This window comes from Streptococcus gordonii (assembly GCF_001553855.1).
GTDB lineage: Bacteria > Bacillota > Bacilli > Lactobacillales > Streptococcaceae > Streptococcus > Streptococcus gordonii.
Window position 1 is genome coordinate 1 of the sequence record NZ_LQWV01000034.1, and the last position, 26675, is coordinate 26675.

General features: G+C 41.7%; 27 protein-coding genes and 8 tRNA genes. 30 read left to right on the forward strand and 5 right to left on the reverse strand.

Features of this window, described 5'->3' with window-relative positions:
• Nucleotides 1–19: 19 nt before the first annotated feature.
• The 22 genes from AWH02_RS06820 (at nucleotide 20) to comB (ending at nucleotide 14993) form a co-directional block, all read left to right on the forward strand.
• Nucleotides 20–93 (forward strand) — tRNA-Met (locus tag AWH02_RS06820).
• Nucleotides 94–106: 13 nt separating this feature from the next.
• Nucleotides 107–180 (forward strand) — tRNA-Ile (locus AWH02_RS06825).
• A 16-nt stretch (nucleotides 181–196) separates the two neighbouring features.
• Nucleotides 197–286, forward strand: a tRNA-Ser gene (locus AWH02_RS06830).
• Between the two features lie 19 nt (nucleotides 287–305).
• Nucleotides 306–379, forward strand: a tRNA-Met gene (locus AWH02_RS06835).
• Between the two features lie 3 nt (nucleotides 380–382).
• Nucleotides 383–455, forward strand: a tRNA-Phe gene (locus tag AWH02_RS06840).
• Between the two features lie 13 nt (nucleotides 456–468).
• Nucleotides 469–539, forward strand: a tRNA-Gly gene (locus AWH02_RS06845).
• A gap of 35 nt (nucleotides 540–574) precedes the next feature.
• Nucleotides 575–648, forward strand: a tRNA-Ile gene (locus tag AWH02_RS06850).
• Between the two features lie 10 nt (nucleotides 649–658).
• Nucleotides 659–746: transfer RNA gene (locus AWH02_RS06855), tRNA-Ser, on the forward strand.
• Between the two features lie 67 nt (nucleotides 747–813).
• Entirely contained in the window at nucleotides 814–1629 is an 816-nt protein-coding gene (gene mreC, locus AWH02_RS06860) for a rod shape-determining protein MreC (protein ID WP_060554277.1), read from the forward strand.
• Nucleotide 1630: 1 nt separating this feature from the next.
• Nucleotides 1631–2131 (forward strand): rod shape-determining protein MreD, encoded by a 501-nt coding sequence (gene mreD / locus AWH02_RS06865; RefSeq protein ID WP_045773633.1) that lies wholly within the window; start codon nucleotides 1631–1633, stop codon nucleotides 2129–2131.
• 99 nt (nucleotides 2132–2230) lie between these two features.
• Entirely contained in the window at nucleotides 2231–3418 is a 1188-nt protein-coding gene (pcsB, locus tag AWH02_RS06870) for a peptidoglycan hydrolase PcsB (RefSeq protein ID WP_060554276.1), read from the forward strand.
• 159 nt (nucleotides 3419–3577) lie between these two features.
• Nucleotides 3578–4543, forward strand: coding sequence for a ribose-phosphate diphosphokinase (locus AWH02_RS06875; protein WP_008810021.1), 966 nt, complete (start codon nucleotides 3578–3580; stop codon nucleotides 4541–4543).
• A gap of 216 nt (nucleotides 4544–4759) precedes the next feature.
• Entirely contained in the window at nucleotides 4760–5347 is a 588-nt protein-coding gene (gene abpA, locus AWH02_RS06880; protein WP_045504766.1) for an amylase-binding adhesin AbpA, read from the forward strand.
• Nucleotides 5348–5434: 87 nt separating this feature from the next.
• Nucleotides 5435–6292: a class B sortase, LPKTxAVK-specific gene (gene srtB / locus AWH02_RS06885; RefSeq protein WP_045504765.1), complete on the forward strand. Its 858-nt coding sequence runs from the start codon at nucleotides 5435–5437 to the stop codon at nucleotides 6290–6292.
• A 78-nt stretch (nucleotides 6293–6370) separates the two neighbouring features.
• The gene (locus AWH02_RS06890; protein WP_060554274.1) at nucleotides 6371–7030 is read left to right on the forward strand and encodes an HAD family hydrolase; all 660 of its coding nucleotides are present in this window, start codon (nucleotides 6371–6373) and stop codon (nucleotides 7028–7030) included.
• 339 nt (nucleotides 7031–7369) lie between these two features.
• A complete protein-coding gene (locus AWH02_RS06895; protein WP_060554280.1) occupies nucleotides 7370–7660 on the forward strand; it encodes a thiamine-binding protein in 291 nt (96 codons plus the stop codon).
• Nucleotides 7623–8375, forward strand: a complete 753-nt coding sequence (locus tag AWH02_RS06900) for an ABC transporter permease (RefSeq protein WP_060554273.1) — start codon at nucleotides 7623–7625, stop codon at nucleotides 8373–8375. Before AWH02_RS06895 ends, AWH02_RS06900 begins: the two co-directional genes overlap by 38 nt.
• A gap of 41 nt (nucleotides 8376–8416) precedes the next feature.
• Nucleotides 8417–9418 (forward strand): ABC transporter substrate-binding protein, encoded by a 1002-nt coding sequence (locus AWH02_RS06905; RefSeq protein WP_111705914.1) that lies wholly within the window; start codon nucleotides 8417–8419, stop codon nucleotides 9416–9418.
• Nucleotides 9418–10140: an ABC transporter ATP-binding protein gene (locus AWH02_RS06910; protein ID WP_045504753.1), complete on the forward strand. Its 723-nt coding sequence runs from the start codon at nucleotides 9418–9420 to the stop codon at nucleotides 10138–10140. The genes AWH02_RS06905 and AWH02_RS06910 overlap by 1 nt, the downstream gene beginning before the upstream one ends.
• A 265-nt stretch (nucleotides 10141–10405) precedes the next feature.
• Nucleotides 10406–11017, forward strand: a complete 612-nt coding sequence (gene rpsD, locus AWH02_RS06915; protein WP_008810013.1) for a 30S ribosomal protein S4 — start codon at nucleotides 10406–10408, stop codon at nucleotides 11015–11017.
• A 454-nt stretch (nucleotides 11018–11471) separates the two neighbouring features.
• Nucleotides 11472–13625: a peptide cleavage/export ABC transporter ComA gene (gene comA, locus AWH02_RS06920; protein WP_060554271.1), complete on the forward strand. Its 2154-nt coding sequence runs from the start codon at nucleotides 11472–11474 to the stop codon at nucleotides 13623–13625.
• Nucleotides 13626–13634: 9 nt separating this feature from the next.
• Nucleotides 13635–14993 carry a competence pheromone export protein ComB gene (comB, locus tag AWH02_RS06925; protein ID WP_060554270.1) on the forward strand — a complete coding sequence of 453 codons (1359 nt, stop codon included), beginning with the start codon at nucleotides 13635–13637 and terminating at the stop codon, nucleotides 14991–14993.
• Between the two features lie 116 nt (nucleotides 14994–15109).
• Here the strand turns inward: comB and AWH02_RS06930 are convergent, their stop codons facing one another.
• Entirely contained in the window at nucleotides 15110–16759 is a 1650-nt protein-coding gene (locus AWH02_RS06930) for a GBS Bsp-like repeat-containing protein (protein ID WP_060554269.1), read from the reverse strand.
• Between the two features lie 243 nt (nucleotides 16760–17002).
• On the opposite strand from AWH02_RS06930, the gene purD reads away from it, so the two are divergent.
• From purD to purB, 8 genes are all read left to right on the forward strand, one after another.
• Nucleotides 17003–18262 (forward strand): phosphoribosylamine--glycine ligase, encoded by a 1260-nt coding sequence (gene purD, locus AWH02_RS06935; protein WP_060554268.1) that lies wholly within the window; start codon nucleotides 17003–17005, stop codon nucleotides 18260–18262.
• A 54-nt stretch (nucleotides 18263–18316) separates the two neighbouring features.
• Complete coding sequence (locus AWH02_RS06940) at nucleotides 18317–19510, forward strand: ATP-grasp domain-containing protein (RefSeq protein ID WP_060954916.1); 1194 nt, start codon at nucleotides 18317–18319, stop codon at nucleotides 19508–19510.
• A 19-nt stretch (nucleotides 19511–19529) separates the two neighbouring features.
• Nucleotides 19530–20018 (forward strand): 5-(carboxyamino)imidazole ribonucleotide mutase, encoded by a 489-nt coding sequence (purE, locus tag AWH02_RS06945; RefSeq protein WP_060554267.1) that lies wholly within the window; start codon nucleotides 19530–19532, stop codon nucleotides 20016–20018.
• On the forward strand, nucleotides 20005–21084 hold the full coding sequence (purK, locus tag AWH02_RS06950) for a 5-(carboxyamino)imidazole ribonucleotide synthase (RefSeq protein WP_060554266.1): 1080 nt from the start codon (nucleotides 20005–20007) through the stop codon (nucleotides 21082–21084). Before purE ends, purK begins: the two co-directional genes overlap by 14 nt.
• Nucleotides 21085–21204: 120 nt before the next feature.
• Entirely contained in the window at nucleotides 21205–21471 is a 267-nt protein-coding gene (locus AWH02_RS06955; RefSeq protein ID WP_111705913.1) for a hypothetical protein, read from the forward strand.
• Nucleotides 21472–21490: 19 nt separating this feature from the next.
• The gene (locus tag AWH02_RS06960) at nucleotides 21491–21718 is read left to right on the forward strand and encodes a hypothetical protein (RefSeq protein ID WP_060554265.1); all 228 of its coding nucleotides are present in this window, start codon (nucleotides 21491–21493) and stop codon (nucleotides 21716–21718) included.
• 3 nt (nucleotides 21719–21721) lie between these two features.
• Nucleotides 21722–22414 carry an aspartate/glutamate racemase family protein gene (locus AWH02_RS06965; RefSeq protein WP_060554264.1) on the forward strand — a complete coding sequence of 231 codons (693 nt, stop codon included), beginning with the start codon at nucleotides 21722–21724 and terminating at the stop codon, nucleotides 22412–22414.
• Nucleotides 22415–22531: 117 nt separating this feature from the next.
• The gene (gene purB, locus AWH02_RS06970) at nucleotides 22532–23827 is read left to right on the forward strand and encodes an adenylosuccinate lyase (RefSeq protein ID WP_060554263.1); all 1296 of its coding nucleotides are present in this window, start codon (nucleotides 22532–22534) and stop codon (nucleotides 23825–23827) included.
• 44 nt (nucleotides 23828–23871) lie between these two features.
• Here purB and AWH02_RS06975 read toward each other — a convergent pair whose 3' ends face one another.
• The 4 genes from AWH02_RS06975 to AWH02_RS06990 form a co-directional block, all read right to left on the reverse strand.
• On the reverse strand, nucleotides 23872–24438 hold the full coding sequence (locus AWH02_RS06975) for an NAD(P)H-dependent oxidoreductase (protein WP_060554262.1): 567 nt from the start codon (nucleotides 24436–24438) through the stop codon (nucleotides 23872–23874).
• Nucleotides 24435–25031 (reverse strand): TetR/AcrR family transcriptional regulator, encoded by a 597-nt coding sequence (locus AWH02_RS06980; RefSeq protein ID WP_060554261.1) that lies wholly within the window; start codon nucleotides 25029–25031, stop codon nucleotides 24435–24437. Before AWH02_RS06980 ends, AWH02_RS06975 begins: the two co-directional genes overlap by 4 nt.
• Before the next feature lie 251 nt (nucleotides 25032–25282).
• A complete protein-coding gene (locus tag AWH02_RS06985) occupies nucleotides 25283–25996 on the reverse strand; it encodes a hypothetical protein (RefSeq protein WP_060554260.1) in 714 nt (237 codons plus the stop codon).
• Between the two features lie 15 nt (nucleotides 25997–26011).
• Nucleotides 26012–26647: a hypothetical protein gene (locus AWH02_RS06990; RefSeq protein ID WP_223358765.1), complete on the reverse strand. Its 636-nt coding sequence runs from the start codon at nucleotides 26645–26647 to the stop codon at nucleotides 26012–26014.
• Nucleotides 26648–26675 lie beyond the last annotated feature (28 nt).

A 26675-nucleotide genomic window follows, 5' to 3' on the forward strand; every position in this document is an offset into this window, starting at 1 on the left:
CCTGTCTTCCCGATTGTATGGCGGTGTAGCTCAGCTGGCTAGAGCGTCCGGTTCATACCCGGGAGGTCGGGGGTTCGATCCCCTTCGCCGCTATAATGATCTTGTTGGACCTTTAGCTCAGCTGGTTAGAGCTCTCGGCTCATAACCGAGTGGTCGTAGGTTCAAGTCCTACAAGGTCCATGTTTTTTTGTATACTGGAGGATTACCCAAGTCCGGCTGAAGGGAACGGTCTTGAAAACCGTCAGGCGTGTAAAAGCGTGCGTGGGTTCGAATCCCACATCCTCCTTTTAGTTGAATAATAGTATCGCGGGATGGAGCAGCTAGGTAGCTCGTCGGGCTCATAACCCGAAGGTCGTAGGTTCAAATCCTGCTCCCGCAATAAGGCTCGGTAGCTCAGTTGGTAGAGCAATGGATTGAAGCTCCATGTGTCGGCGGTTCGATTCCGTCTCGCGCCATATTTTTGAATAAGCGGGTGTAGTTTAGTGGTAAAACTACAGCCTTCCAAGCTGTTGTCGCGAGTTCGATTCTCGTCACCCGCTTTGAACGAAAGGTTCATACCAAGTTTTTATAACTTGGGCGCGTAGCTCAGGTGGTTAGAGCGCACGCCTGATAAGCGTGAGGTCGGTGGTTCGAGTCCACTCGTGCCCATTTTATAGTTGGAGAATTACTCAAGAGGCTGAAGAGGACGGTTTGCTAAATCGTTAGGTCGGGTAACTGGCGCGGGGGTTCGAATCCCCCATTCTCCGTCAATAGGGAGTTTAGCATTTGCTATCTCCTTTTCTTGTACTTTGTTGTGATTTTGTAGGTATTGAGATGAAAAAATTTAAAAAATCAAGATTAATTGTAATGATCATTGTGTTAATTTTAACTGCTTCAGCTTTGTTACTTTCTACTTATTCTACTTGGTTTGTAAATGGAACATCAAATGTTTTAAGCCTTGTTGATAATGTTTTGTCAAAGCCATTTCATTTACTTAGTGATGTGAAAAGTGATTTAGAAAATTTGGTTAATACTTATCATGAGAATGAAGAGTTAAAAGCTACTTTAAATGAAATTGATTCAGCGTCAAATGAAGTTTCAGATTTAAAGGAAGAAAATGCTCAACTTCGAGAAATGCTTGATATGAAGAATTCTATTAAAAGTGATGTGAAACTATCCGCTGATGTTATTGCTCGTACTCCAGCTTCATGGTCTAATGAGTTGACAGTTAATGTAGGATCAGAAAATAAAGTAGCTTCAACTATGCTTGTTGTTGCTAACGGTGGCTTGATTGGAAGTGTTGATCAAGTGAATGAACATTCTAGTCGAATTAGTTTATTAACGAATAAAAAAAATAACGAAAATATATCTGTTAGAATACAAAGTGGCTCAAAAACAATTTATGGTATTATTGTAGGTTATGACGAAAAAAAGTCAGCATTTATTGTTAGTCAGCTGAATACTTCTGATGAGATCAAAGAGGGATCAAAAGTGGTTACAAGTGGCTTGGGATCTTATACAGTTGCGAATATTTCTGTTGGGAAGGTATCTTCTGTAGCTTCAAGTAGTGACTATTTGATAAAAGAGGTATATATTAAGCCAAGTGCTGATTTTTCTGACATTCGTGTTGTAACATTGGTGGGGAACTGATATGCGACTTTTTAGACAACATGTGGGTATACCGCTCTTATTGCTTTTTTTAATGTTATTAGATGGCCAGATTTCAACCCTAATTGCTTCTTTTTTACCTATAAGATTCCATTTAGTTTGCCATTTGGTGTTGATTTTTCTGCTATTTATTTCAGTAGAAGTATCTGATGTAACAGCATTTACAATATTCTTAGTGATAGGTATTCTTTATGATGCTTACTATTTTCATGTAATTGGAATTGCCACATTATTACTTCCTCTATTGAGTGTATTAGTCAATAAATATAATACAATTATGATGGGCAATAAAATCACTAGATTCTTGTCCGTTTTAATACTGGTATTCTTGTTTGAATTTGTTTCTTTTTTATTAGCTAATCTAGTTTCTTTAACTAGTATGGAAATAAGTACTTTTATAGTGTATAGTTTAGCTCCGACAATGGTGCTTAATTCCCTGCTTTTACTAATTTTGCAACCAGTTTTGGAAAAAGTTTATTTATGATAAAAAAGAAGAAATAAAAATGTAATAAAGGCGTAACATATTCTACGTCTTTTTCTGTTATACTTATTATTATCTTATTGGATAGGAGTAGAATTATTTATGAAGAAAAAAATTATCACTTCGATGTTATTAAGTGCTTTGGTTCTTACTCAAGGTGCTAGTCTAGTGAATGTGCATGCCGATACAACAGATGACAAGATCGCTGCACAGAACAATAAAATTAATAGCTTAAATGCTCAACAACAAGCTGCACAAGCTCAAGTTGATCAAATTCAAAGTCAAGTATCAGCAATTAAATCACAACAAGAAAAGCTTCAAGCTGAAAACGAAAAGTTAACAGCAGAATCTGAAAAACTTTCAGCTGAAATCGATGAATTGTCAAAAAACATTGTAGCACGTAATGAGTCATTAGCAAACCAAGCTCGTAGCGCTCAAACAAGTGGAACTGTTACAAGCTATATTAATACGATTGTTAACTCAAGCTCTATCACTGAAGCAATTTCACGTGTGACAGCTATGAATGAAATCATCTCCGCAAACAATAAAATGTTGGAACAACAAAAAGCGGATAAAGAAGCAATTGCTGAGAAACAAATTGCTAATAACGAAGCAATCAACACAGTTATTGCTAACCAACAAACCTTGGCTGATGATGCTCAAGCGTTGTCAACTAAAGAAGCTGAATTGAAGGTTGCACAAATCAATCTTGCAGCTGAAAAAGCAAGTGCCGAAGGTGAGAAAAATTCTCTTTTAGAACAAAAAGCAGCAGCACAAAAAGCAGCTGAAGCAGCAGCAGCTGAAGCAGCTTACCGTTCACAACAAGCTTCTCAGCTTCAAGCAATTCAAGCATCTGGTAATACAAACCTCTCAGCACAAATACAAGCTGTTTCTGGAGGTACTCCTGCTGCAGCAGCACCTGCACCAGCAGCGGCAGTGTCTAATGTATCTTATTCTTCAGACGCTTCTACTTACCCTGTTGGTCAGTGTACTTGGGGAGCTAAAACATTGGCACCTTGGGCTGGTAACTACTGGGGTAATGGTGGTCAATGGGCAGCAAGTGCAGCAGCGGCAGGCTTCCGTGTAGGTTCTCAACCACAAGTTGGAGCGATTGCATGTTGGACTGATGGTGGTTATGGACACGTGGCTGTAGTAACAGCAGTTCAGTCTTCAACTAGCATTCAAGTATCAGAAGCTAACTATCTTGGTCAACAATCAATTGGTAACTACCGTGGTTGGTTTGACCCAACAACTGCACAAGGTACAGTAAGTTACATTTATCCAAATTAATAAATTTAGAAGGTTGGAATTTCCAACCTTTTTATATTTAGCACAAGATTAAGTATTTGTAAGACTATTCAAATATTTTTTGTAAAACGCTTTATTCTAAATTGAAATATTCCTTAAAAAGGGTTAAAATGTAAATGGAATAAATTTTCGGAGGCAAACATGTCATTTTCTGATTTAAAGCTCTTTGCTCTTTCTTCTAACCAAGAGTTGGCCAAGCGGGTAGCCAAAGGGATAGGAATGGAGCTTGGAAAGTCGACGGTACGTCAGTTTTCGGATGGGGAGATTCAAGTCAATATTGAAGAATCAATTCGAGGCAAGCATGTTTTTATTTTGCAGTCAACGAGTTCACCTGTTAACGATAATTTGATGGAGATTTTGATTATGGTGGATGCACTTAAACGAGCAAGTGCAGAATCTATCAATGTGGTTATGCCTTACTATGGTTATGCTAGACAAGACCGTAAGGCCCGTGCTCGTGAACCAATTACTTCAAAATTAGTAGCAAATATGCTAGAAATTGCTGGTGTTGATCGTTTGCTGACAATTGATTTACATGCTTCACAGATTCAAGGTTTCTTTGACATTCCAGTCGATCATTTAATGGGTGCGCCTCTCATTGCTAATTACTTTGAACGTCGTGGAATGATTGGAAGTGATTATGTTGTAGTGAGTCCTGACCATGGTGGTGTCTCACGTGCTAGAAAATTAGCGGAATTTCTAAAAACACCGATTGCTATTATTGATAAACGTCGTAGTGTAGATAAGATGAACACTAGTGAAGTCATGAATATTATTGGTAATGTTAAGGGCAAAACCTGTATTTTGATTGATGATATGATTGATACTGCAGGAACCATCTGTCACGCAGCAGATGCCTTAGCTGAAGCAGGTGCAGTTGATGTGTACGCTAGCTGTACTCACCCAGTCCTATCTGGTCCTGCAATGGAAAATATTCAGAAATCTGCTATCAAGAAATTAGTTGTTTTGGATACAATCTATCTTCCGCAAGAACGTTTAATTGATAAGATTGAGCAGATTTCTATTGCTGATCTTCTTTCAGAAGCAATTATTCGTATCCATGAAAAACGTCCTCTTTCTCCTTTGTTTGAAATTGGCAAAAATTAATATTATAAAAATGTTACAATATTACACATTTCTGAAATGCTTCCCCCTGACCACAAGATAAGGGGGATTTTTTATTGAAACGAAGCCGTTTCTACCATATGATGAATTTCAAAATAATAAAAAAAACTATTGACAAAAATAGGGCAAATATATATAATATAGGTAGTAACTCCGAGTTACGAATAATTTTTTTAAAAAGAAAAAGGAGATAAAACGATGAAAAAAGTTTTATTGTCAAGCGTGGTAGCACTTACATTATTTGCAGCTGCAGCACCAGTTTTCTCTGCTGATGAAGCTACTGATGCAGCTCGTAAAAACGACGGCGCATACTACCTTCAAACTCAATTCACAAATGCTGATAAAGTAAACGAATACTTGGCTCAACATGATGGTGAAATCCGTGCAGAAGCTGCTGCAGATCCAGCAGTAGTAGCTGCTAAAGCTGCTCTTGATGCAGTTGAAGGTGGAAGCCACAATTATGGTGAAGTTAAAGCAGCTTATGAAGCAGCATTCAACAACGCTTTCAACGCTGTACGTAACAAATATGTACAACAATTCCAAGCTACATACAACAACGCTACAGAACAAGAAGGCAAAACATACATCCAAGGTGAAACTCCTGAACAAGCTAACGCTCGTTACTTGAAACGTGTTGGTGCAGCTAACAACCAAAACCCAGCTGCAGAAGACAAAGGAGCTACTACTCCTGCTTCTAAAGAAGAAGCTAAAAAATCAGAAGCTGCTGCTAAAAACGCAGGTAAAGCTGCTGGTAAAGCACTTCCAAAAACTTCAGCAGTTAAATAATTCTTTATTGATACTGATGTAAACAATATCACTGGGCCATTGGTTCAGTGATATTTTCTTAGAAAAAATGGGGAATACTTAAATATTATGAGTCAAAATGCTAAAAGACAGACTAAGAAGGCTCCAAATAAGAATTTAAAACTATTTGGTGCTTTATTAGGTATCATTGTTGTTGCTGTTGCAACTGCAATGCTGATTTTTAATCCATTTAAGTCAGCGCCTAAGTCGAATACGACTGCTTCTACTAGTCAAGTAACAAAAAGCTCTACAAAGAATACTTATCAACCAAGCAAGGAAGAAAAAGAGTATTTAGCCAAGCGCTTTGCAGATTTAAAGGCTATTAATAGTGAAGCTATTGCTTATGTTTATGCTCCAGGTACAAAATTAGATGAACCTGTTGTACAGACGAAAGACAATTCTACTTATCTTGATAAAACCTTTGAAGGCGGGAATGAGCCTTACATGGGGACAGTCTTTATGGACACAGATAATAAGAAAGACTTTAGTGATCGCTTGACTTGGCTCTTTGGTCATGCTCGTGGAAGTAAAGTAGCGGACAATCGTATGTTTAACGATGTCAACTTCTATGACAATCAGGAATTTTTCGATCAGCACAAGTATGTTGTTGTTGAAACACCTGAGCGTAAGTTCTACTATGAAGCAATGGGCTTGGTTATTGTACCAGAGGAGACTGCTTTCTATCGGACTAGCTTCGATGGAGATAAGGACTTTACAGATCAGCTGAGCAGTATCTATGAAGCGTCTAGGACAAAGAATAAGGACATTAAGGTAAAAGCAAGTGATAAATATCTTGTGTTATCAACCTGTCGTGAAGAGGATGAGACAATTCGTTCTAACCTCTACTTACGTCAGATTCCAGATTCTGAAATGAGTGATTTCCTTGCGAAACATGGGTCAGAATTGACATACACTCCTACTAGATAGGCTATTAAAGAGGCGGAATTTATTTTCGCCTTTTTTATATTTTTTAAACATGTTATAATGGGATCAGAGGTGGACACTATGATTAAAAATTTGGTTTTTGATTTAGGAAATGTTTTGATTGAGTGGAATCCAGATAAGATATTCAGGCATTTTGAAGCGGATGAAATGCGACGACAATCCCTGAGAGAAGCGATTTTTGATTCACACCTATGGCACCAAACGGATTGGGGGTCCTTGTCTTTGTCGGAAGCTTGCAAATTAGCTCAACAGAATCTAGATCCATCTTTTGAAGCTGTAGTTGAAAAAATATTTTTTCACTGGTATGAGGCTGTGGATGTCTACCAAAATTTGCAAGAAAAAATAGAGCAATGGTCAAAGTTAGGCTATCATATTTACATTTTATCAACAACCTGTGAGATATTTTATAGGATTGAACAGGCAGGATTATTGCCAATTTTTCCTCTTTTGTCAGGTTATATTCTCTCTTCAGAAGTTAAAGTAGTAAAACCTTACAAAAAAATATACCAGGAACTCCTTGAGAAATATAATCTTAAACCAGAAGAGTCGGTCTTTATGGACGACATTCAGGTCAATCTAGATACGGCAAGGGAAATGGGCTTTGAGACAATATTGGCCAAAAGCGAATTGGAAAATATTGAGGCGTTGGATTGTTTATTACTTTCTAAGGGGATGTTTGGTTCAGTGGGATTAAGCACAAATCTTGACATAGAGTCCTGATTGCGCTATCATAATATACATATATGGGAGTCTGTGTACAGTCTGAGAGGAAGTGTAAACTTCGACCGCACCTGATCTGGGTAATGCTAGCGTAGGGAAAAGTATTTGTAAAAACCTTGTGGTTTTACTAAAAGTGGCGAGCGATTCGCCTATCTTTAGGATACTGATGCATGCTACACCTTTTCCATATTGGAGAAGGTGTTTTTGTATGAAGTGCAAGGTTTTTATAAAGAGAGCTTGCGATCTCTTTCATTAGGGAAAGAACGGTCTGGTTAGTAAATGGAATCGTATCTGTATGCATCATTCTCAGATAGAGTTTGAATGCAGGGAGGTGAAGAGATGAAAGCGAGCATTGCTTTGCAAATTCTGCCTTTGTCAACTGATAAAGGACGGTTGGCAGTCATAGAGGAAGTAATTGAGTATCTGCAGAAACAGCCCGTGAGGCAGTTGGTAACTCCTTTTGAAACGGTTTTAGAAGGAGAATGGGAAGATTTGTTTCCTATATTGGGAAAGGCAATAGAATTGGCTGGCAGTCAAGCAGATAACGTATTTGCAAATGTTAAGATAAATTATGGAGAGATTTTGTCTATTGATGAGAAACTTGAAAAATATTCTGCGCCAGCAGATTAGTATTTTGGGGATGGTAGGTTTACTTGCCGTTTGGCAGGTCATGGGCTGGCTCAAGCTCTTGCCTAAGTTTATTCTGCCAACACCTCTGGAAATATGTCAGGCTTTTGTTAGGGATGCAGAATTGTTGGCTATACATAGTTGGGCGACCTTAAAAGTAGCCTTGTTGGGTCTGCTGCTGGGAGTTATTATAGCCTGCTTGCTGGCAGTGCTCATGGATAGTCTGAGCTGGCTCAATGATTTGATTTATCCAATGATGGTTGTGGTGCAGACGATTCCGACCATTGCGTTAGCGCCAATTCTGGTTCTCTGGCTGGGTTATGGGATTTTGCCCAAGATTGTGCTTATTATTTTGACGACGACTTTTCCGATTATTGTCAGTATTCTGGATGGGTTTCGGCATTGCGATAGAGATACCTTGACTCTCTTTGAACTCATGCAGGCCAATCGATGGCAGATTCTCTGGCATTTTAAGATTCCAGCTAGTTTACCTTATTTCTATGCGGGTCTGAGGGTCAGTGTTTCCTATGCTTTTATCACGACCGTGGTTTCCGAATGGCTGGGCGGTTTTGAAGGACTGGGTGTCTATATGATCCAGTCTAAGAAGCTTTTCCAGTATGACACCATGTTTGCCATTATCGTTTTAGTATCAGTTATCAGTCTTCTGGGTATGAAACTGGTAGCTATTAGTGAAAAATTTGTCATCAAGTGGAAATAGGAGCTTAGCTCTGCTATTTTCCAAAAAAAGAAAAGAGGATTATGATGAAAAAAAGTTGTAAATTGTTCCTTGCAGGTTTGGCTGCAGTATCACTCTTTGGTCTAGCGGCCTGCGGTCAGTCGAAAGCTACGTCTGAGAGCAAGGACAAAAAGATTGATTTTATTCTGGATTGGTCACCCAATACCAATCATACAGGACTTTATGTAGCTAAGGAGAAGGGCTACTTTAAGGAAGCAGGTGTGGATGTTGATATTAAGTTGCCACCAGAAGATAGCACTTCTGACCTGATTATTAATGGCAAGGCTCCTTTTGGAATTTATTTCCAAGATTCTATGGCTAAAAAACTGGATAAGGGCGCAGAAATCACAGCTGTTGCGGCTATTGTAGAACACAATACTTCAGGTATCATTTCTAAGAAATCTGCAGGGATTAATGGTCCCAAGGATCTGGCTGGGAAGAAATATGGCACCTGGAATGACCCTGTGGAGTTGGGCATGCTGAAGACATTGGTAGAAAGCCAAGGTAGCAAGTTTGATGATGTAGAGAAGGTTCCGAATAATGATTCTAACTCTATCACACCAATTGAAAATGGTTTGTTTGATGCGGCATGGATTTATCATGGCTGGGATGGTATCATGGCACAGACTCAGGGCATGGACACTAATTTCTTTTATATGAAGGACTATGTCAAGGAGTTTGACTATTATTCTCCTGTCATCATTGCTAATAATGACTATCTGAAGAAGAATACGGACGAGGCAAAAAAAGTCTTGCAAGCTATTAAAAAAGGCTACCAATATGCTATGGAGCACCCTGAAGAAGCAGCAGACATTTTAATCAAAAATGCACCAGAATTGAAAAACAAACGTGACTTTGTTTTGGCTTCTCAAAAATATTTGTCTGAGCAATATGCGTCAGATAAGAGCAAGTGGGGTCAGTTTGAGGCTAGCCGTTGGAATGCCTTTTACAAATGGGCCAAGGATAACGGTCTTGTAAAAAATGACTTGAGTGACAAGGGATTTAGCAACGATTATATAAAATAATGACAGAAATTAAACTTGAAAATGTAAGCTATGCTTATGATGAACAGCAAATTTTAAAAGATATCAACCTAGAGGTGGAAGCTGGCCAAGTAGTGGCAATCTTGGGTCCTAGTGGCGTTGGGAAATCGACTCTTTTTAACCTCATTGCTGGGATTTTGGAGGTCCAGTCGGGCAGGATTGTCCTAGATGGGCAAGAAAATCCCAAGGGCCGGGTGAGTTATATGCTACAGAAGGACTTGTTGCTGGAGCATAAGACGGTGCTGGGTAATGTCATCTTGCCCCTCTTAATCCGAAAAGTATCCAAAAAGGAAGCGACGGAGCAGGCAACTCAGATTTTGAAGGAGTTCGGGCTCTTTGATGTGGCAGACAAGTATCCACATGAGCTGAGTGGGGGGATGCGACAGCGCGTGGCTCTGCTGCGGACCTATATGTTCGGCCACAAGCTATTTCTTCTGGACGAGGCCTTTAGTGCTTTGGATGAGCTGACCAAGATGGAGTTGCACGCTTGGTATCTGAACATTCATCGTAGGCTGGGTCTGACGACTCTTCTCATCACCCATAGCATCGAGGAAGCTCTGGCTTTGAGCGATAGGATTTATATTCTGAAAAATCGTCCAGGGCAAATCGTCGCCAATCTCCAGATGACTTGGTCAGACAGCGAGGATAAGGAACTGCAGAAGCTCCGTTACAAACGGGATATTTTAAAGCTCTTGGGAATGTGAAGTAAGCGACGGGATTCCTCATGAACAGTTTTCAAGTAACAAAAATCAAGCTTTTTGGCTTGATTTTTTGTCTGAGACCCTTTACTTTTGACTTTATTCATGGTACAATAGCCTTTGTGTGAAATAGCAGCAGGAAAGCATGGAGCTCGTCAACAGAACATCAGCTATAAAAGTAGCCTTAGCTGTTTGGGCGAAAATGTTCTGCACGAATCAGAGCTTTCTAAGTGACTATTTCCTCAAAAATATTTTATAGGAGGACATTTATATGTCACGTTATACAGGACCATCTTGGAAACAAGCTCGTCGTTTGGGTCTTTCTCTTACTGGTACAGGTAAAGAATTGGCTCGCCGTAACTATGTACCTGGTCAACATGGACCAAACAACCGTAGCAAATTGTCAGAATACGGTTTGCAATTGGCTGAAAAACAAAAACTTCGTTTCACTTACGGTGTAGGTGAAAAACAATTCCGTAACTTGTTCGTTCAAGCTACTAAGATCAAAGAAGGTATCCTTGGTTTCAACTTCATGCTTCTTTTGGAACGTCGTTTGGATAACGTTGTTTACCGTCTTGGTCTTGCGACTACTCGTCGTCAAGCTCGTCAATTCGTAAACCACGGTCACATCCTTGTTGACGGAAAACGTGTTGATATCCCATCATACCGCGTAACTCCAGGTCAAGTGATCTCAGTTCGTGAAAAATCATTGAAAGTGCCTGCAATCCTTGAAGCTGTTGAAGCAACTCTTGGACGTCCAGCATTCGTATCTTTCGATGCTGAAAAATTAGAAGGTTCATTGACTCGCCTTCCAGAACGCGACGAAATTAACCCAGAAATCAACGAAGCACTTGTCGTTGAATTCTACAACAAAATGCTTTAATTTTAAGATATATCTTACGAAAAGCCTACTACAGTGGGCTTTTTGTTTTGTCTTAAAACGTTGATTTTTGGGTTTGTTCAGTTATTTGTTCAGTTATAAGCTACCTAAAGCTGTTTCATAAACCGATACGGCTTTTTTTGCGTTCTCTTTTGAGAGGTATGTATCCATAGTCATGGGGGAGGTGAAGTCACCTAGAAATGGATGTTTAAGAAGCATTTCCATTAGCTGATAAATGTGTTAGGAGTCGAGTCATGCCGGAGTCATTTTTAAGAATCTAGTGAGAAAGCCAGCTGTCATCTGACAAAAAGCTCATGACATTTTAAAAAAGAGCAATTAAAAATGAGGAACATCTGAGAAAAAAAGTTTGGCAAGTCGCCAATAGACTATCATTCAGGTAGGTTTTTTTATTATCATAAATTCATCAAGTATAAATGCATATGGAGAAAAGGTTTTTATGAAATTTAGGAAACGGCATTACAGAGCGCAAGTTGATACTAGGGATTGCGGTGTGGCAGCTCTGGCTATGGTTTTTGGTTATTATGGATCGTATTTTTCCTTGGCTACACTACGAGAAAAGGCAAAAACAACTAATGATGGCACAACTGCTTTGGGTTTGGTGAAAGTTGCTGAGGGCTTAAATTTTGAGACAAGGGCTTTTAAAGCTGATATGGGAATCTTTGATCTGGAAGATGTATCTTATCCCTTCATCGTTCATGTACTTAAGGAAGGGAAACTCCTACATTATTATGTTGTAATGGGACAAGATAAACACACGATTCATATTGCAGACCCAGATCCTCAAGTTAAGATGACAAAGATTTCGCGAGAGCGTTTCGAACAGGAGTGGACAGGAATTACCATTTTCCTAGCTCCTAGTCCAGCCTATAAACCTAGTCAGGAAAAGAAAAATGGACTTTTAGACTTCATTCCCTTATTGATTAAACAGAAGGGATTGATTACTAATATTGTGCTTGCAACTTTGCTGGTAACGGTGATCAATATTGTTGGATCCTACTACCTTCAGTCGATTATTGATACTTATGTGCCTGATCATATGAAAACGACGCTGGGTATGATTTCTATCGGCTTGATTATTGTCTATATTTTGCAGCAATTCTTGTCTTATGCCCAAGAATATTTGCTTTTGGTTTTAGGGCAACGCCTATCAATTGATGTGATCTTATCCTATATCAAGCACGTTTTTCAGCTACCTATGTCATTTTTCGCGACAAGGCGGACAGGGGAAATTGTCTCTCGTTTTACGGATGCCAATCGGATTATTGATGCCTTGGCCAGTACAATCTTGTCTATTTTCTTGGATGTGTCAATTGTGTCGATCATTGCGATTGTTCTTTTTTCACAAAATAGCAGTCTTTTCTTTTTGACCTTGCTAGGAATCCCCGTTTACGCGCTCATTATTTTTCTTTTTATGAAGCCTTTTGAAAAGATGAATCATGAGACGATGGAAGCAAATAGTCTGTTGTCGTCTTCCATTATTGAAGATATCAATGGAATTGAGACCATTAAGTCTTTGACCAGCGAAAAACAACGTTATCAGAAGATTGACAAGGAATTTGTGACTTATCTGAAAAAGTCTTTTGCATATGGACGTTCTGAGAGTTTACAAAAAGTCTTGAAAGCAGCAGCTCGTTTGATTTTAAACGTCTTGATTTTATGGCTAGGAGCCACACTTGTCATGGATCAAAAAATCAGTCTGGGACAGCTCATCACTTATAATACACTTCTAGTCTACTTTACTAATCCTTTGGAAAATATCATCAATCTGCAAACGAAGTTACAGTCTGCACGAGTGGCCAATGAGCGTCTCAATGAGGTCTATTTAGTCCAGTCTGAATTTGAAGAAGAGAAGCTTATCAAGGACTTGAGCCACTTTCAGGCTGACATCGATTTTCGTGGAGTCAGTTATAAGTATGGCTATGGGGCCAATGTATTATCGGAAATTGACTTGCATATTCCTGCTGGAAGTAAGACCAGCTTTGTTGGTGTATCCGGCTCAGGAAAAACGACCTTGGCCAAGATGATGGTGCATTTTTATGGTCCGAATCAAGGGGATATTTGTCTGGGAGGTGTCAATCTCAATCAGCTGGATAAGCAGGCACTGCGCCAATATATCAACTATCTTCCCCAGCAACCGTATGTTTTTAATGGGACTATTTTGGAAAATTTACTCTTAGGCGCGCGTGAAGGCACGACTCAAGAAGATATTCTGCGGGCGGTAGAATTGGCAGAAATTAGGTCGGATATTGAGCGGATGCCTCTCAATTATCAGACAGAGCTATCAGCAGATGGAGCAGGGATTTCAGGTGGTCAACGCCAGCGTATTGCTCTAGCGAGGGCTCTCTTGACAGATGCGCCAGTGCTTATCTTAGATGAAGCAACAAGCAGTCTGGATATTTTGACGGAGAAGCGGATCATTGATAATTTGATGGCGCTTGATAAGACGATTATTTTTATTGCTCATCGTTTGACTATTGCGGAACGTTCGGAGCAGGTGGTCGTTTTGGATCAAGGTAGGATTGTTGAGAGTGGAAGTCATAAGGAGCTGATAGAAAAAGAAGGCTTTTACCACCATTTGATCAATAGTTAGGGAGAAAATATGAATGAACAGTTTTTAGAAAGTGCAGAGTTTTATCAGAAACGTTATCATAATTTTGCTAGTTGTTTAATTGTGCCAAGTCTTATTTTACTAGTATTTCTAGTTGGTTTTTCCATGCTGGCTAAAAAGGAAATTACGATTTCTAGCCGTGCTTCTGTAGAAGCTAGCCGAGTACTGGCTCAGATTCAGTCAACTAGTAACCAGCCTATCATTGCGAATCATTTGTCAGAAAACAAGGAGGTCAAAAAAGGGGACCTGCTAATCCAGTATGCAGTAGAAGGAGAGGGGGCTCAGGAACAGAAGTTTTCCAGCCAGCTTGACTTACTCAAAGATCAAAAGGGCAAACTAGAAACTTTGCGTTCCAGTTTAGAAAGCGGGCGTAATCAATTCACTGAGCCAGATAGTTATGGCTATGAACAAAGCTTTAAAGACTACCAGAATCAAGTAGCGAGTATGACTAGTTCTGTGAATCAGCAAAATGCTACGATTGCTTCACAAAATGCAGCGGCCAGTCAGTCTCAGGCGGAACTGGGCGGTGTTATCAGTGATGTGGATAGCAAACTAAATGACTATCGAAACTTGAAAAATGCCATTCAAAGTGGGGTGGGTATAGATGCATCGCAACCTCTTTACTCCTTGTATCAGTCCTATCGTGATCAGTTGAGTTCGGCAGAGGATAAGGCAACAGCTCAAAGTCAGATTGTAGCTCAATTAGATGGGCAAATCTCTCAATTAGAAGCAACAGCTGCGACTTATCGTGTCCAATATGCTGGTGCAGGCGCCCAACAAGCCTATGCTAGCAATTTATCCAGTCAGTTGGCTTCACTGAAAGCCCAGTATCTGGTCAAGGTAGGACAAGAATTGACCACTCTGACTCAGCAAATCTTGGAAGCCGAGAGCAATCTTAAACTTCAAGAAACAGTCTCTAAGCGAGGTCAGATTTTGGCTGAAATGGATGGCTTGCTTCACTTAAATCCAGAAGTGCAAGGATCTACTCTGGTGGCAGAAGGAACAGCTTTGGCTCAGATTTATCCTAAAATCACCAGTGAACGAAAAATCAAAATTGTCACATATGTCTCTTCCAAGGATGTATCTACTATTAAAAATGGAGACAAGGTGCGCTTTATCACTGCTGATGACGCTAACAAACAAATGATTTTGACATCCCAAATTTCCAGTATTGACGCCAATGCTACCCAAACCAAACAGGGGAATTTCTTTAAAGTAGAATGCGAAATGGCTGTTAGTAAAGATCAAGCTAAGAAGCTCCGCTATGGCTTGGAAGGTAAATTCGTCATGGTAACTGGGCAAAAGACTTATTTCAGCTATTATATGGAGAAGTTTTTTAATCTTGGTTGAAGAACGCAGTTTAGTTTATGATAAAAGATGGGCGAAAGCCCTTTTTTGTGCTTAGCTGGATGTTTTACAGAAATATAAAAAGCCCTCCGAAATAAGGGAGGTGCTAAATGATAGGGTTAATTTGGGTAGATATAGGAAACCGTGCCCTGAGCGATGGTTGGGTCAAACCAGCCACGGAAATTAGCGATATAGCGCTGTCCAGCGTAGTTGGATTCCTGAATTTGGATACGCTTATGTGAATCAACATGCGTGACGACGCCGACATGTCCGTATCCACCGTCAGTCCAGCAGGCAATGGCTCCGACCTGAGGTGTGGATCCTACACGGAATCCTGCTCGGCGAGCACTGGCTGCCCAGTCCCCACCATTTCCCCACCAGTTTCCTGCCCAAGGAGCGAGAGCCTTGGCACCCCATGTACATTCACCAACAGGGTAGGTGTTACTTGGGTCGGTTGCATGGTTAAGAGGTTTTCTCACAGTTACCGTTGGGCGTGTCACTTGAAAATTAGAGGCCATGACACCCGTTACTTTCCCACCAGATTGTCGATAGACATGGACATGATAGAGACCGTCACCGATATGATTGTTGGCGTTGAAATCTAACGAATAGCGCCCATTACCAAGAGAATTAGCTGTATACCAGCGGAGGTCGTCTTGGCCATTAATATCTGACCAGATGGGGAAGAGAATATGGCCGTCACCGAAACTATTTTGTAAGATAACTTGATAGGTCGATTGGCCTTTATGGACCACTTGCAGACTCGGAGTTAGTGGTTGGGGTGCTGGCTGAGGCAGATTGACATTTTCAGCAACATAGCCAGCTCGGCTACCGTCTTCATAGGTAATGTAGACGTGATTGATATAGTCGCCGTAAAGCTGCTGGTGATTTCGGATATCGAATTGAACGGAGAAGCTTCCGTTGCCTATTTGTGAAGCCTCATACCATTTAAGATTGCTTTGATTAGCAGTACTCCAAATAGGCACCTGCACACTTTTTATTCTCTTAGAATAAGGACTTTCTTGGACCCTTACGGTATAGGTTCCATTTTCCTTATTAATGTTGGTAATACTGATGAGTGGCTTGCTGTCTCTGACAGGCTCTGCTGGTACTCTAGCAGCTGAAGCTTGCAGAGGTTTGTTATTGCTTGGCTTTGCCTGAGGGGGTGTCGCCTTTGGTTGAGCTACCTTTTGAGGAGGAAGAGATTTGTTTCGATCTTCGACTTTTTGATAGGAGTTCCGACGGTTTTCAACTCTATTGGTCGCGGGGGCCGGAGCTGGAGAAGGTGCTGGATTAGTTGGCTTTTGCTCAGCAGGCGCTTGAGGTGTAGCATTGTTAGACGAAGTGCTGTTTTGTTGTTCAGGGACAGTTTTTTCGGCTGATTGAACCGGCTTGTTTAGAAAGACCGATTTACTACTCAAGTGATATTTGACACCATTTACATTGAGATAAGTCTCGATGTGAAATTTGCCCTGGCCCTTGTGCTGAGACAAGTCAATCCTGGTCGTGCTTTGATTAGCTGAATACCAGACAATATCGTCTTGGCCACCCTCCTCAGACCAGACGGCATGTTGGATGGGGTAAGCTTCTTGCGCAGTGGTCGGTTGATACTGAACAATCGCTGTTTGTCCTTCAAGCTGAACGGAAACTTCGCTGGTCATAGCCGTCAGCTGGGATGGGCTAAACTGTTCATTCGCTGCAGCTAATGGAGCGGATAGTGAGGTCAGCAAGGTTGCTGAAAGCAGTAAGAAATTTTTGTATTTTTTCATACATCTCCTTTACAATATTTTTTTGGAAAACTCCACTTATATTATTCGGGAAATTTATTGGAAAAATCAAAGTTTAGAGATTCTCAAGCTTCTTCTAGTATATTTCTTTCGTTTCAAATAGCATAAAACGAACGATTGTGATATAATTTAGATGAATAATTCGTAAAAATGGCAATGATTTTTACGTGATGTGTTAGCTTGGTGCGTAAGCGCCTATGATATGAACATAGAGGTATCTTAGCTATGAAGCTTTTAGTCGTTGGTTCAGGCGGTCGTGAGCATGCGATTGCCAAGAAATTGTTGGAGTCTCAGGGTGTGGAGCAGGTGTTTGTCGCTCCTGGAAATGATGGCATGACCTTGGATGGGTTGGATTTAGTGAACATTGGAATTTCCGAACATTCCAAACTGATTGAATTTGCCAAGAAGAATGATATTGCTTGGACCTTTATCGGACCGGATGATGCGCTGGCAGCTGGAATTGTAGATGATTTTAACCAAGCTGGACTCAAGGCTTTTGGTCCATCTCGTTTAGCAGCGGAGCTGGAGTGGTCCAAGGATTTTGCCAAGGAAATCATGGTTAAGTACTGTGTTCCGACAGCAGCCTATGGCACATTTTCCGACTTTGAGGAAGCCAAAACTTATATCGAAAAGCAGGGAGCGCCTATCGTGGTCAAGGCGGACGGCTTGGCTCTGGGTAAAGGCGTGGTCGTCGCAGAGACAGTAGAGCAGGCGGTTGAGGCCGCGCAGGAGATGCTCTTGGACAATAAGTTCGGCGACAGCGGTGCGCGCGTGGTCATTGAGGAGTTTCTGGACGGCGAGGAGTTCTCCCTCTTTGCCTTTGTCAATGGCGATAAGTTTTACATTCTGCCGACGGCCCAGGATCACAAGCGGGCCTATGATGGGGACAAGGGGCCCAATACAGGCGGTATGGGAGCCTATGCGCCAGTTCCTCACCTGCCACAAAGCGTGGTGGATCAGTCAGTTGAGACGATTATTAAGCCGGTTCTCAAAGGCATGATAGCTGAGGGACGACCTTATCTGGGCGTGCTCTATGCTGGGCTGATTCTGACAGCAGATGGCCCTAAGGTCATTGAGTTCAACTCGCGCTTTGGCGATCCAGAGACCCAGATTATCCTGCCGCGCCTGACGTCTGACTTTGCGCAGAACATCACGGACATTTTGGAAAAGAAAGAGCCTGCTATCACTTGGCTGGATGAGGGAGTGACCCTAGGCGTGGTTGTCGCATCAGAGGGCTACCCGCTGGACTATGAGAAAGGCTTGCCTCTGCCTGAGAAGACAGACGGTGACATCATCACCTACTATGCTGGGGCTAAATTTGCGGAAAATAGCAGAGCACTGCTGTCGAATGGTGGACGAGTGTACATGCTGGTCACCACAGCAGATACAGTCTCAGCTGCGCAGGAAAGAATCTACGACCAACTAAAAAAACAAGACACAACAGGCCTCTTTTATAGGCATGACATTGGTGGTAAGGCTTTGTAAATCAATGAAACTTTTAGCCGTGAGACTTAAATATAGAATTCAGGTGTTTGAAAAATGAAAAATAGGTTGCTATTTTTAGAAGGTTCATGCTTGACCTCACGAGAAACTTTGACAGTTTTGTTGAAAGAAGGCTATAAAATTGATGTGTTATCTCCTAGAAGATTTTCCATTGCATACTTCAGTCGTCTAACCCATAGAGTTCCGATAGTTGATGTGAATCGTTTTCCTGTAGATTATCTGAGACAGGTTAGTCAGTTGCTTCATAAAACCAATTACAAGGCCATTTTGCCAACACATGAAGAAGGCTGGTTATTGGCAAATGGGAAACAATTTTTGCCTCAATCGCTACCAATCGCCCTTGCTGATAAAGAGCAGTTTAAAAAGTTGGCTGGAAAGATTGCTTTTGCTGAAACTGCGGATTTATTAGGACTTCCCACACCTAAGTGGGAGTACGTGAAAGATGCAGACTCTATCCTGCTAGACTATCCTTATTGGCTGAAAGCAGATTATGGTACTGCCGGTCGCTCGGTTTATAAGATTTCAAGTAAGAAAGATTTGGCTGAAGTGACGAGCAAATTAACAGCGAGTGATGAGGAATGGATGGTTCAGCAAGACATAGTTGGAGACTATGGTCAGGTTCAAGCAGTGTTTGATCATGGAGAATTACTCGCAGTGCATTCTAGCGTAAAAGTAGGTTCTGGCGCGGGTGGTTCGGCTGCGGCAAGATTAAGTATAGAATCTAAAAGAACGAGAGAGCATGTTGAAAAATTAGGACAATATATACAATGGCATGGTTGCCTAACCCTAGATTTTATACGTAGGGGAGACCAATTTTACTATATAGAGTGTAATCCTAGAATGGTAGAGCCTGCTAACGCCTATAAAGCAGGAGTTAATTTTCCAAAAATCATGATAGAACTAGCCAGTCACAGCTACGCTAAATCAGAGGTCATTCTTGGTCAAGCAGGCGTTGAGACGCATAGTCTGATGGCTTTGATTATTGGAATAGCTGAGAAGACGAAAAGTAGAAGAAAAATATTGCAGACAATAAAGTACTGGCTTTTAAGACGTGATAGTGAAGAAGTGTTGACACCTGTCTGGAAGGATTTGCCGAGTATTATACCTCTTGTGACAATTATACTTCGTTTATTGATAAAACCTAAGAGCGTTGAAAATCTGGTTAATCAGACTGTTAAACATTATAGTGTTGAGTCAGCCACTGTAAAAAATATTGAGCAAAAGAATTAGTTTATTCAGAGGAGAAAATATGAAACCAATTATTTCCATCATCATGGGCTCCAAATCCGACTGGGCTACCATGCAAAAAACAGCTGAAGTTTTAGACCGCTTCGGTGTAGCCTACGAAAAGAAGGTTGTCTCTGCCCACCGCACGCCAGACCTCATGTTTCAGCACGCCGAAGAAGCTCGCAGTCGTGGCATCAAGGTCATTATCGCAGGTGCTGGTGGTGCAGCACACCTACCAGGTATGGTAGCGGCTAAAACCACCCTGCCTGTCATCGGTGTACCGGTCAAATCACGCGCGCTCAGTGGTCTGGACTCTCTTTATTCGATTGTGCAGATGCCGGGCGGTGTGCCTGTGGCAACTATGGCTATTGGTGAAGCGGGAGCGACTAACGCTGCCCTGACCGCCCTTCGGATCTTAGCCATTGAAGACCAAGACCTAGCAACAGCGCTAGCAGATTTTGCAGAGGAACAAGGAAAAATCGCTGAGGAGTCTAGCAATGAGCTCATCTAAAACAATCGGAATTATCGGTGGCGGTCAGCTGGGTCAGATGATGGCCATTTCTGCTATCTACATGGGGCACAAGGTTATCGCGCTAGATCCTGCGGCGGATTGTCCAGCCTCTCGCGTGGCAGAGATTATCGTAGCGCCTTATAACGATGTGGACGCCCTTCGTCAGCTGGCTGAGCGTTGTGATGTCCTCACCTATGAGTTTGAGAATGTTGATGCCGACGGTTTGGATGCCGTTATCAAGGATGGCCAGCTCCCTCAAGGAACGAACCTACTCCGCATTTCTCAAAATCGCATTTTTGAAAAGGACTTCCTCGCAAACAAGGCACAAGTCACTGTGGCACCCTACAAGGTTGTGACTTCTAGCCAAGACTTGGCTGATATCGACCTGTCGAAAAACTATGTTCTCAAGACTGCAACTGGTGGCTATGACGGACATGGACAAAAGGTCATTCGCTCAGAAGCAGACTTGGAAGAAGCCTATGCGCTAGCCGATTCAGCAGCTTGTGTCTTGGAAGAATTTGTCAACTTCGACCTTGAAATCTCTGTCATCGTGTCAGGAAATGGCAAGGATGTGACGGTTTTCCCAGTTCAGGAAAATATCCATCGCAACAACATTCTTTCAAAAACCATTGTGCCTGCTCGTATTTCTGAAAGTCTAGCTGAGAAAGCCAAAGCCATGGCGGTGCGAATCGCAGAACAGCTCAAGCTGTCTGGAACCCTCTGCGTGGAAATGTTTGCGACCGCTGATGACATCATCGTCAATGAAATTGCCCCACGGCCACACAACTCTGGCCATTACTCTATCGAAGCTTGCGACTTCTCGCAGTTTGACACCCATATTCTGGGCGTCCTTGGAGCACCATTGCCAGCTATCCACCTGCATGCACCAGCCGTCATGCTCAACGTGCTCGGCCAGCATGTCGAGGCCGCTGAGAAATATGTCACAGAAAATCCAAGCGCCCACCTCCATCTGTATGGTAAAATAGAAGCGAAGCACAACCGCAAAATGGGACACGTGACTTTGTTTAGTGATGCGCCGGATAGCGTGGTTGAGTTTGGGGAGTAAGACAGGACCCCAGTTATAAGGTCCGTCGTCTTACCCCTGCAAAGTTGACTAGGCTTGTCGCAGACGAAATATCGGCAAAAGCAACCAGCCAACTACTGCTAGAAGGGATTGATTTTTAAAATGATAGAAGAATTTGATGATGTATTTGAAGATGATATTACGACTCTAACATTTACTTATGCGGATGATGTAGTCATTCCAGAAATTCCGGATGCAGAAGGCATTCATATTGTAGAGATAACAAATAATCAGCTAGTTATAGAGCATACGCGCGATGATGATGAGGTCTATGATTATATAAAGAGTTTTGGATTAACAAGTCGCCCTATAAAACTTTCGATTGAATTTTGTGTTTATGAAGATTCTGAGGAAGAAGAAAATTTTTAGAATTTAATGGAGAAAATCTATGATTCAAATCATCGTCAATGCTTTTGTGGAAAAGGATAAGACTGGAGCTGTCGTAGAAGTCTTGTATGCTAGTAGCAATCACGAAAAGGTGAAAGCCAAGTATGAAGAGCTAGTTGCTCAATACCCCGAAAACTATTTAGCAATTTATGATTTACCGACGGATACGAACTTGAATACACTAGATCACTACCCATCAGTATGGATTGGGAAAGAGGAGTTTGATTAGTCTATGAAAACTATTGGTCTGATTGGTGGTATGAGTTGGGAAAGTACCACATCTTACTACCAAATCATTAACGAAACCATCAAAAAAAAGCTGGGTGGCCTGCATTCAGCTAAGATTCTACTTTATAGTGTTGATTTTGCAGAGATTGAGCATTATCAGGCAGTCGGAGACTGGGAGAAAAGCGGTCAACTGTTGGCAGATGTTGCTAAGAGCCTGGAGCAAGCAGGTGCGGATTTCATTGTTATTTGCACCAACACTATGCACAAGGTTGCTCCGCAGATACAGGAGCAGATTACGATTCCAATCTTGCATATTGCGCAAGCAACCGCGCAGGCCTTGTTGGCTGACGGTATTCAAAAAGTCGGCCTCCTAGGGACCAAATACACCATGACTCAAGATTTTTACAAGGAAAAATTAATAGAATCTGGGTTAGAAGTGCTGATTCCAGACCAAGTTGATATTACAGAGGTTAATCGAATCATTTATGACGAGCTCTGTCTAGGAGCAATCAAAGAAAGCTCAAAGCAGACTTATCTTGCCGTTATAGATGATTTGAAAAAAGCAGGCGCTGAAGCTGTTATCTTGGGCTGTACCGAGATTGGTCTCCTCGTCAAGCAATCCGACACTGACCTGCCACTCTACGACACAACAGTGATCCATGCAGAGAAAGCGGCGGAGTGGGCGGTAAATAAGTGACAATCGTAAAATGAAACATGTGATGAGATTGGGTGAAGATGTAAATGAATCCATCATTAGACGAATTTAAATCTTAGAACTTAAAGATAAATATGTGGAACAGGAGAAAAACAAACAATGATCAACCGTTATTCTCGCCCCGAAATGGCGAATATTTGGACTGAGGAAAATAAGTACAAGGCTTGGCTGGAGGTAGAGATTCTGGCTGATGAGGCCTGGGCTGAGTTGGGTGAGATTCCCAAGGAAGATGTGGCCTTGATTCGTGAAAAGGCTGGCTTTGACATTGACCGCATCTTGGAGATTGAGCAGGAGACGCGCCACGATGTGGTGGCCTTCACGCGGGCGGTTTCTGAGACACTGGGTGAGGAGCGCAAGTGGGTTCACTATGGCCTGACCTCGACCGATGTGGTGGATACGGCCTACGGCTACCTCTACAAGCAGGCCAATGACATCATCCGTGAGGATCTGCGTCGCTTCACTGACATCATTGCAGAGCGGGCGCGGGAGCACAAGTTCACCATCATGATGGGTCGTACCCACGGGGTGCATGCGGAGCCGACGACTTTCGGTCTTAAGCTCGCGACTTGGTACAGCGAAATGAAGCGCAATATCGAGCGTTTCGAGCTTGCGGCTGCGGGTGTGGAAGCTGGAAAAATCTCTGGTGCGGTTGGTAACTTTGCCAACATTCCGCCATTTGTGGAAAGCTATGTCTGTGAGAAGTTAGGCATCCGTCCGCAGGAGATTTCGACTCAAGTCTTGCCACGTGATCTCCATGCTGAATACTTCTCTACTTTGGCCTTGATTGCGACGTCTATCGAGCGCATGGCAACTGAGATTCGCGGTCTGCAAAAGTCTGAGCAGCGCGAGGTGGAAGAATACTTTGCTAAGGGGCAAAAAGGTTCATCTGCTATGCCTCACAAGCGTAATCCAATCGGATCTGAAAATATGACTGGTCTGGCGCGTGTCATTCGTGGTCACATGGTGACAGCCTTTGAGAATGTCTCTCTCTGGCATGAACGCGACATTTCCCACTCATCAGCTGAGCGGATTATCGCTCCGGACACGACCATTCTCATCGACTACATGCTCAACCGCTTCGGTAATATCGTCAAGAACCTGACCGTCTTCCCAGAAAATATGAAGCGGAATATGAACTCGACTTTTGGTCTTATCTTCAGCCAGCGGGCTATGTTGACCTTGATTGAAAAAGGCATGACTCGGGAGCAAGCTTATGACTTGGTGCAGCCAAAGACTGCTCAGTCTTGGGACAATCAAGTGGATTTCAAGCCTTTGCTCGAAGCGGACCCAGAAGTCACTTCCCGTCTGACTCAGGAAGAGATTGATGAAATCTTCAATCCTACTTACTACACTAAGCGCGTAGATGAAATCTTCAAGCGCGTGGGCTTAGATTAAATATAAAAATAGGCGCTTCTTACGAAGTGCCTATTTGCTTGTTCTTAAATTTGACTGGCCAGCTGCCCGATTTTCTTGAGCATTTCTTGGCGTTGTTGGTCTGTTTTGCGTTCTACTCCGTTGAGCTCGGTCAGTTTGACTGGAGAAATGCCACAAAGTTTCAGGATTTGGTTTTTAAGTACCTTGCCGTAGTCTTGGACGAAAGGCAGAGCAAAACCTGGTGTATTGTGGCTGACGATAATCCAGCCGGTCTTGCCTTGCAGATGGCCTTGCATGCCGACTTTCTTATAAGAGTAGGCGAAGTCAGCCGCAAAGACGCGGTCAATAAAGCCTTTGAGAATAGCCGGCATACCGCTCCACCAGATAGGGAAAATGAAAATCAGATGGTCTGCCCAAGTAATCAAATCCCTATATTTTGCCATTTCAGGATCTTTGTGCAGGTCATGGCGTCTATGCTCTTGGTCAAAGCGCAAGATCGGGTCAAAATTTTCAGCATACAAGTCCAAGGTTTTCACTTCGTGCTTCTTAGAAAGGTTGCTTTGAACTTCTTTGAGAATAGCAGCATTGAAGCCAGTTGGGCTGGGGTGGGTGTAAATAATCAGGGTTTTCATGATCGTTCTCCTTTGATATAAATATCAAGCATGTGCTCGATCGTGCATTGGATGTCTTGAGGATCAAGGTCTTGTCCGATAGGACTGTTGGCCAGAACAGCTAGACCTGTGATAAAGCTCCAAAAGTGAAAAAGACTTTCCGCTTCGCTATTGCTAAAATTTTCCTCCTCACGAAGCTTTAAAACAAGCTCCTTGAATTTATCAAATCCAGGCAGATCAGACTCCAAGAGAATGGTGTCCTGGGTCACCTTCATATATTTAAAAGGAAATTTGATAAAGAGAGCTTCGAAAAAATGAGGGTAGGTCTTGGCAAAAATAATGAAATTAAGACCAAGCTGATTTAGCTGATCACGCGCAGAACTGGTCACGTCAATATTTTCATTGATTTCCTGATTGAGAAAGAGCGAGAGCCGGCCCAAAACCACCTTGAGGTAGCCTTCCTTGCTCTCAAAATGGCGGTATGGAGTGCCGTGAGTTACACCGCAGACCTTGGCAACGGTCCTAAGCGAAAGCTGTTCAATTCCGTGTTTTCCGATTTCGTCAACCCCTGTTTGAATGAGCTGTTCTTTCAGCTGGGCAGTATTGCGTTTCATGTATCTCCTCCAAAAGTATACACTGTCTACTTATCTATCTTTAGTATACACTGTCTACTTTTTCTTGTCAAATAAAAATAGGCAAGGATATCACGCTATTCAAAATCTACAATGAAGCTCTTGCTGCCTATCTTTTAAAAAATGAAAAGCTACTATGATACAAGTTCATATTACTAGTAGTAAGACAAGAGAGCATAAAAAAACACCCTTTTGAGTCCTGGCTCAATGTGCTAAAGGGTGTCTTTTGATTTTTATTCTTTATCTTTAGTGTCTGGGACTTTCTTGAATTTCACTTTGAAATAGGCGGTTACATCATTTACCTCATCTCGTGATTCTAAAGTCAATGTAAGAATGTCGCCTTCAATAGTATAGTTATACGTTTTTTCATTTGTAACATCTGCAATAGAAAGTACGACTAATTGCAAAATATTTGGTGTTTCAGGGAAGGTAATCGTATGATTCTTAGTATCGATTTTACCATTTCTAAGTAAAGAATGAACCGTGTAATCATTGTCGTTAGAATCATAAGTAGTGTATTTCATACGGGATTGATAAGTTGCTAAATCTGTTTTTAACTTGCGAAATCTTGCCTTTATAAAACCGTCTTTAGAAATAGTTGACGCAGAGTAGGTCTTTAGGTAGTAATCGTAGAAATTACCGAGACAAGTTCGCATAGGAGCTGTATATTCAAATTCAACCTTATTGTTAGAAATATTCAATGTAGGTGCTAGATCTTTCCAGCCGTCAGAATAGTTTAGCCGCGTAGCCTTTTCTTCATCAAAGTCTTGATAGCCTAAACTACGTTCAACTGAACTTCTAAAGTCAACAGCTTCCCATTTTCCATCAAGGGTAGAGGTTTTGGCAGTGCTAGAGCTAGAGTTAGAGTTAGAATTATTTCCGCATCCTGTGAGTACAAAGAGAGAGCAGCAAGCGATTAAGAATGCTTTCATATATTTTTTAAACATCTTTGCTTCTCCTTTCTATTTCTTCTCTTGTTTTTGAACTTGTTTGAAACGGAATTCAAAGTGAGCAGGGAGTCCTTCCTTTGTGGTGGTACCGTCTGCATAGAGATAGAGAATACCATCCTTGATCTCATAATTGTAAACGACTGGATCTAATTTATCGCCTACAGAAGCAGGGAAGGAATTAAGAATTGACAACCCTTCTTTAAATGAGATGGTTTGTTTGCTTTTATCAATATCTCCTGTTGCAGAATATCTGAAAATGCCACTGTCATTATCCATGCTTACTTTATATTGTTTGAATTCTTCAGAAAAACTTGACTCGCCTTTATAAACTTCTTTAATGAAATCAGCTTCTGTTGTTTTATCTTTATCTTTGTATATCGAATAAAAGGCTTTGGCAAAAGGTGTGACATCGTAATCATAACTTAGGTTAACAGTATTTCCGTCAACTTTTAGTGCCATTTTAAAGTCTTTGAAAGCTTCAATGAATCTTGCAAAAGTGATGCCCTTCATACCTTTGGGAATGAACACTTTTTGAATCGATTCAAGTTCATCTACAGATTCCCATTCTCCAGACAGGGTGGCCGTTTTCTGATCAGATTGAGCGACTTTTTTGTCTGTCTTTTGGTTTTGTCCGCAGCCAGCAATCACGAAGAGTGCTAGGAGAGTGAAGAGAGTA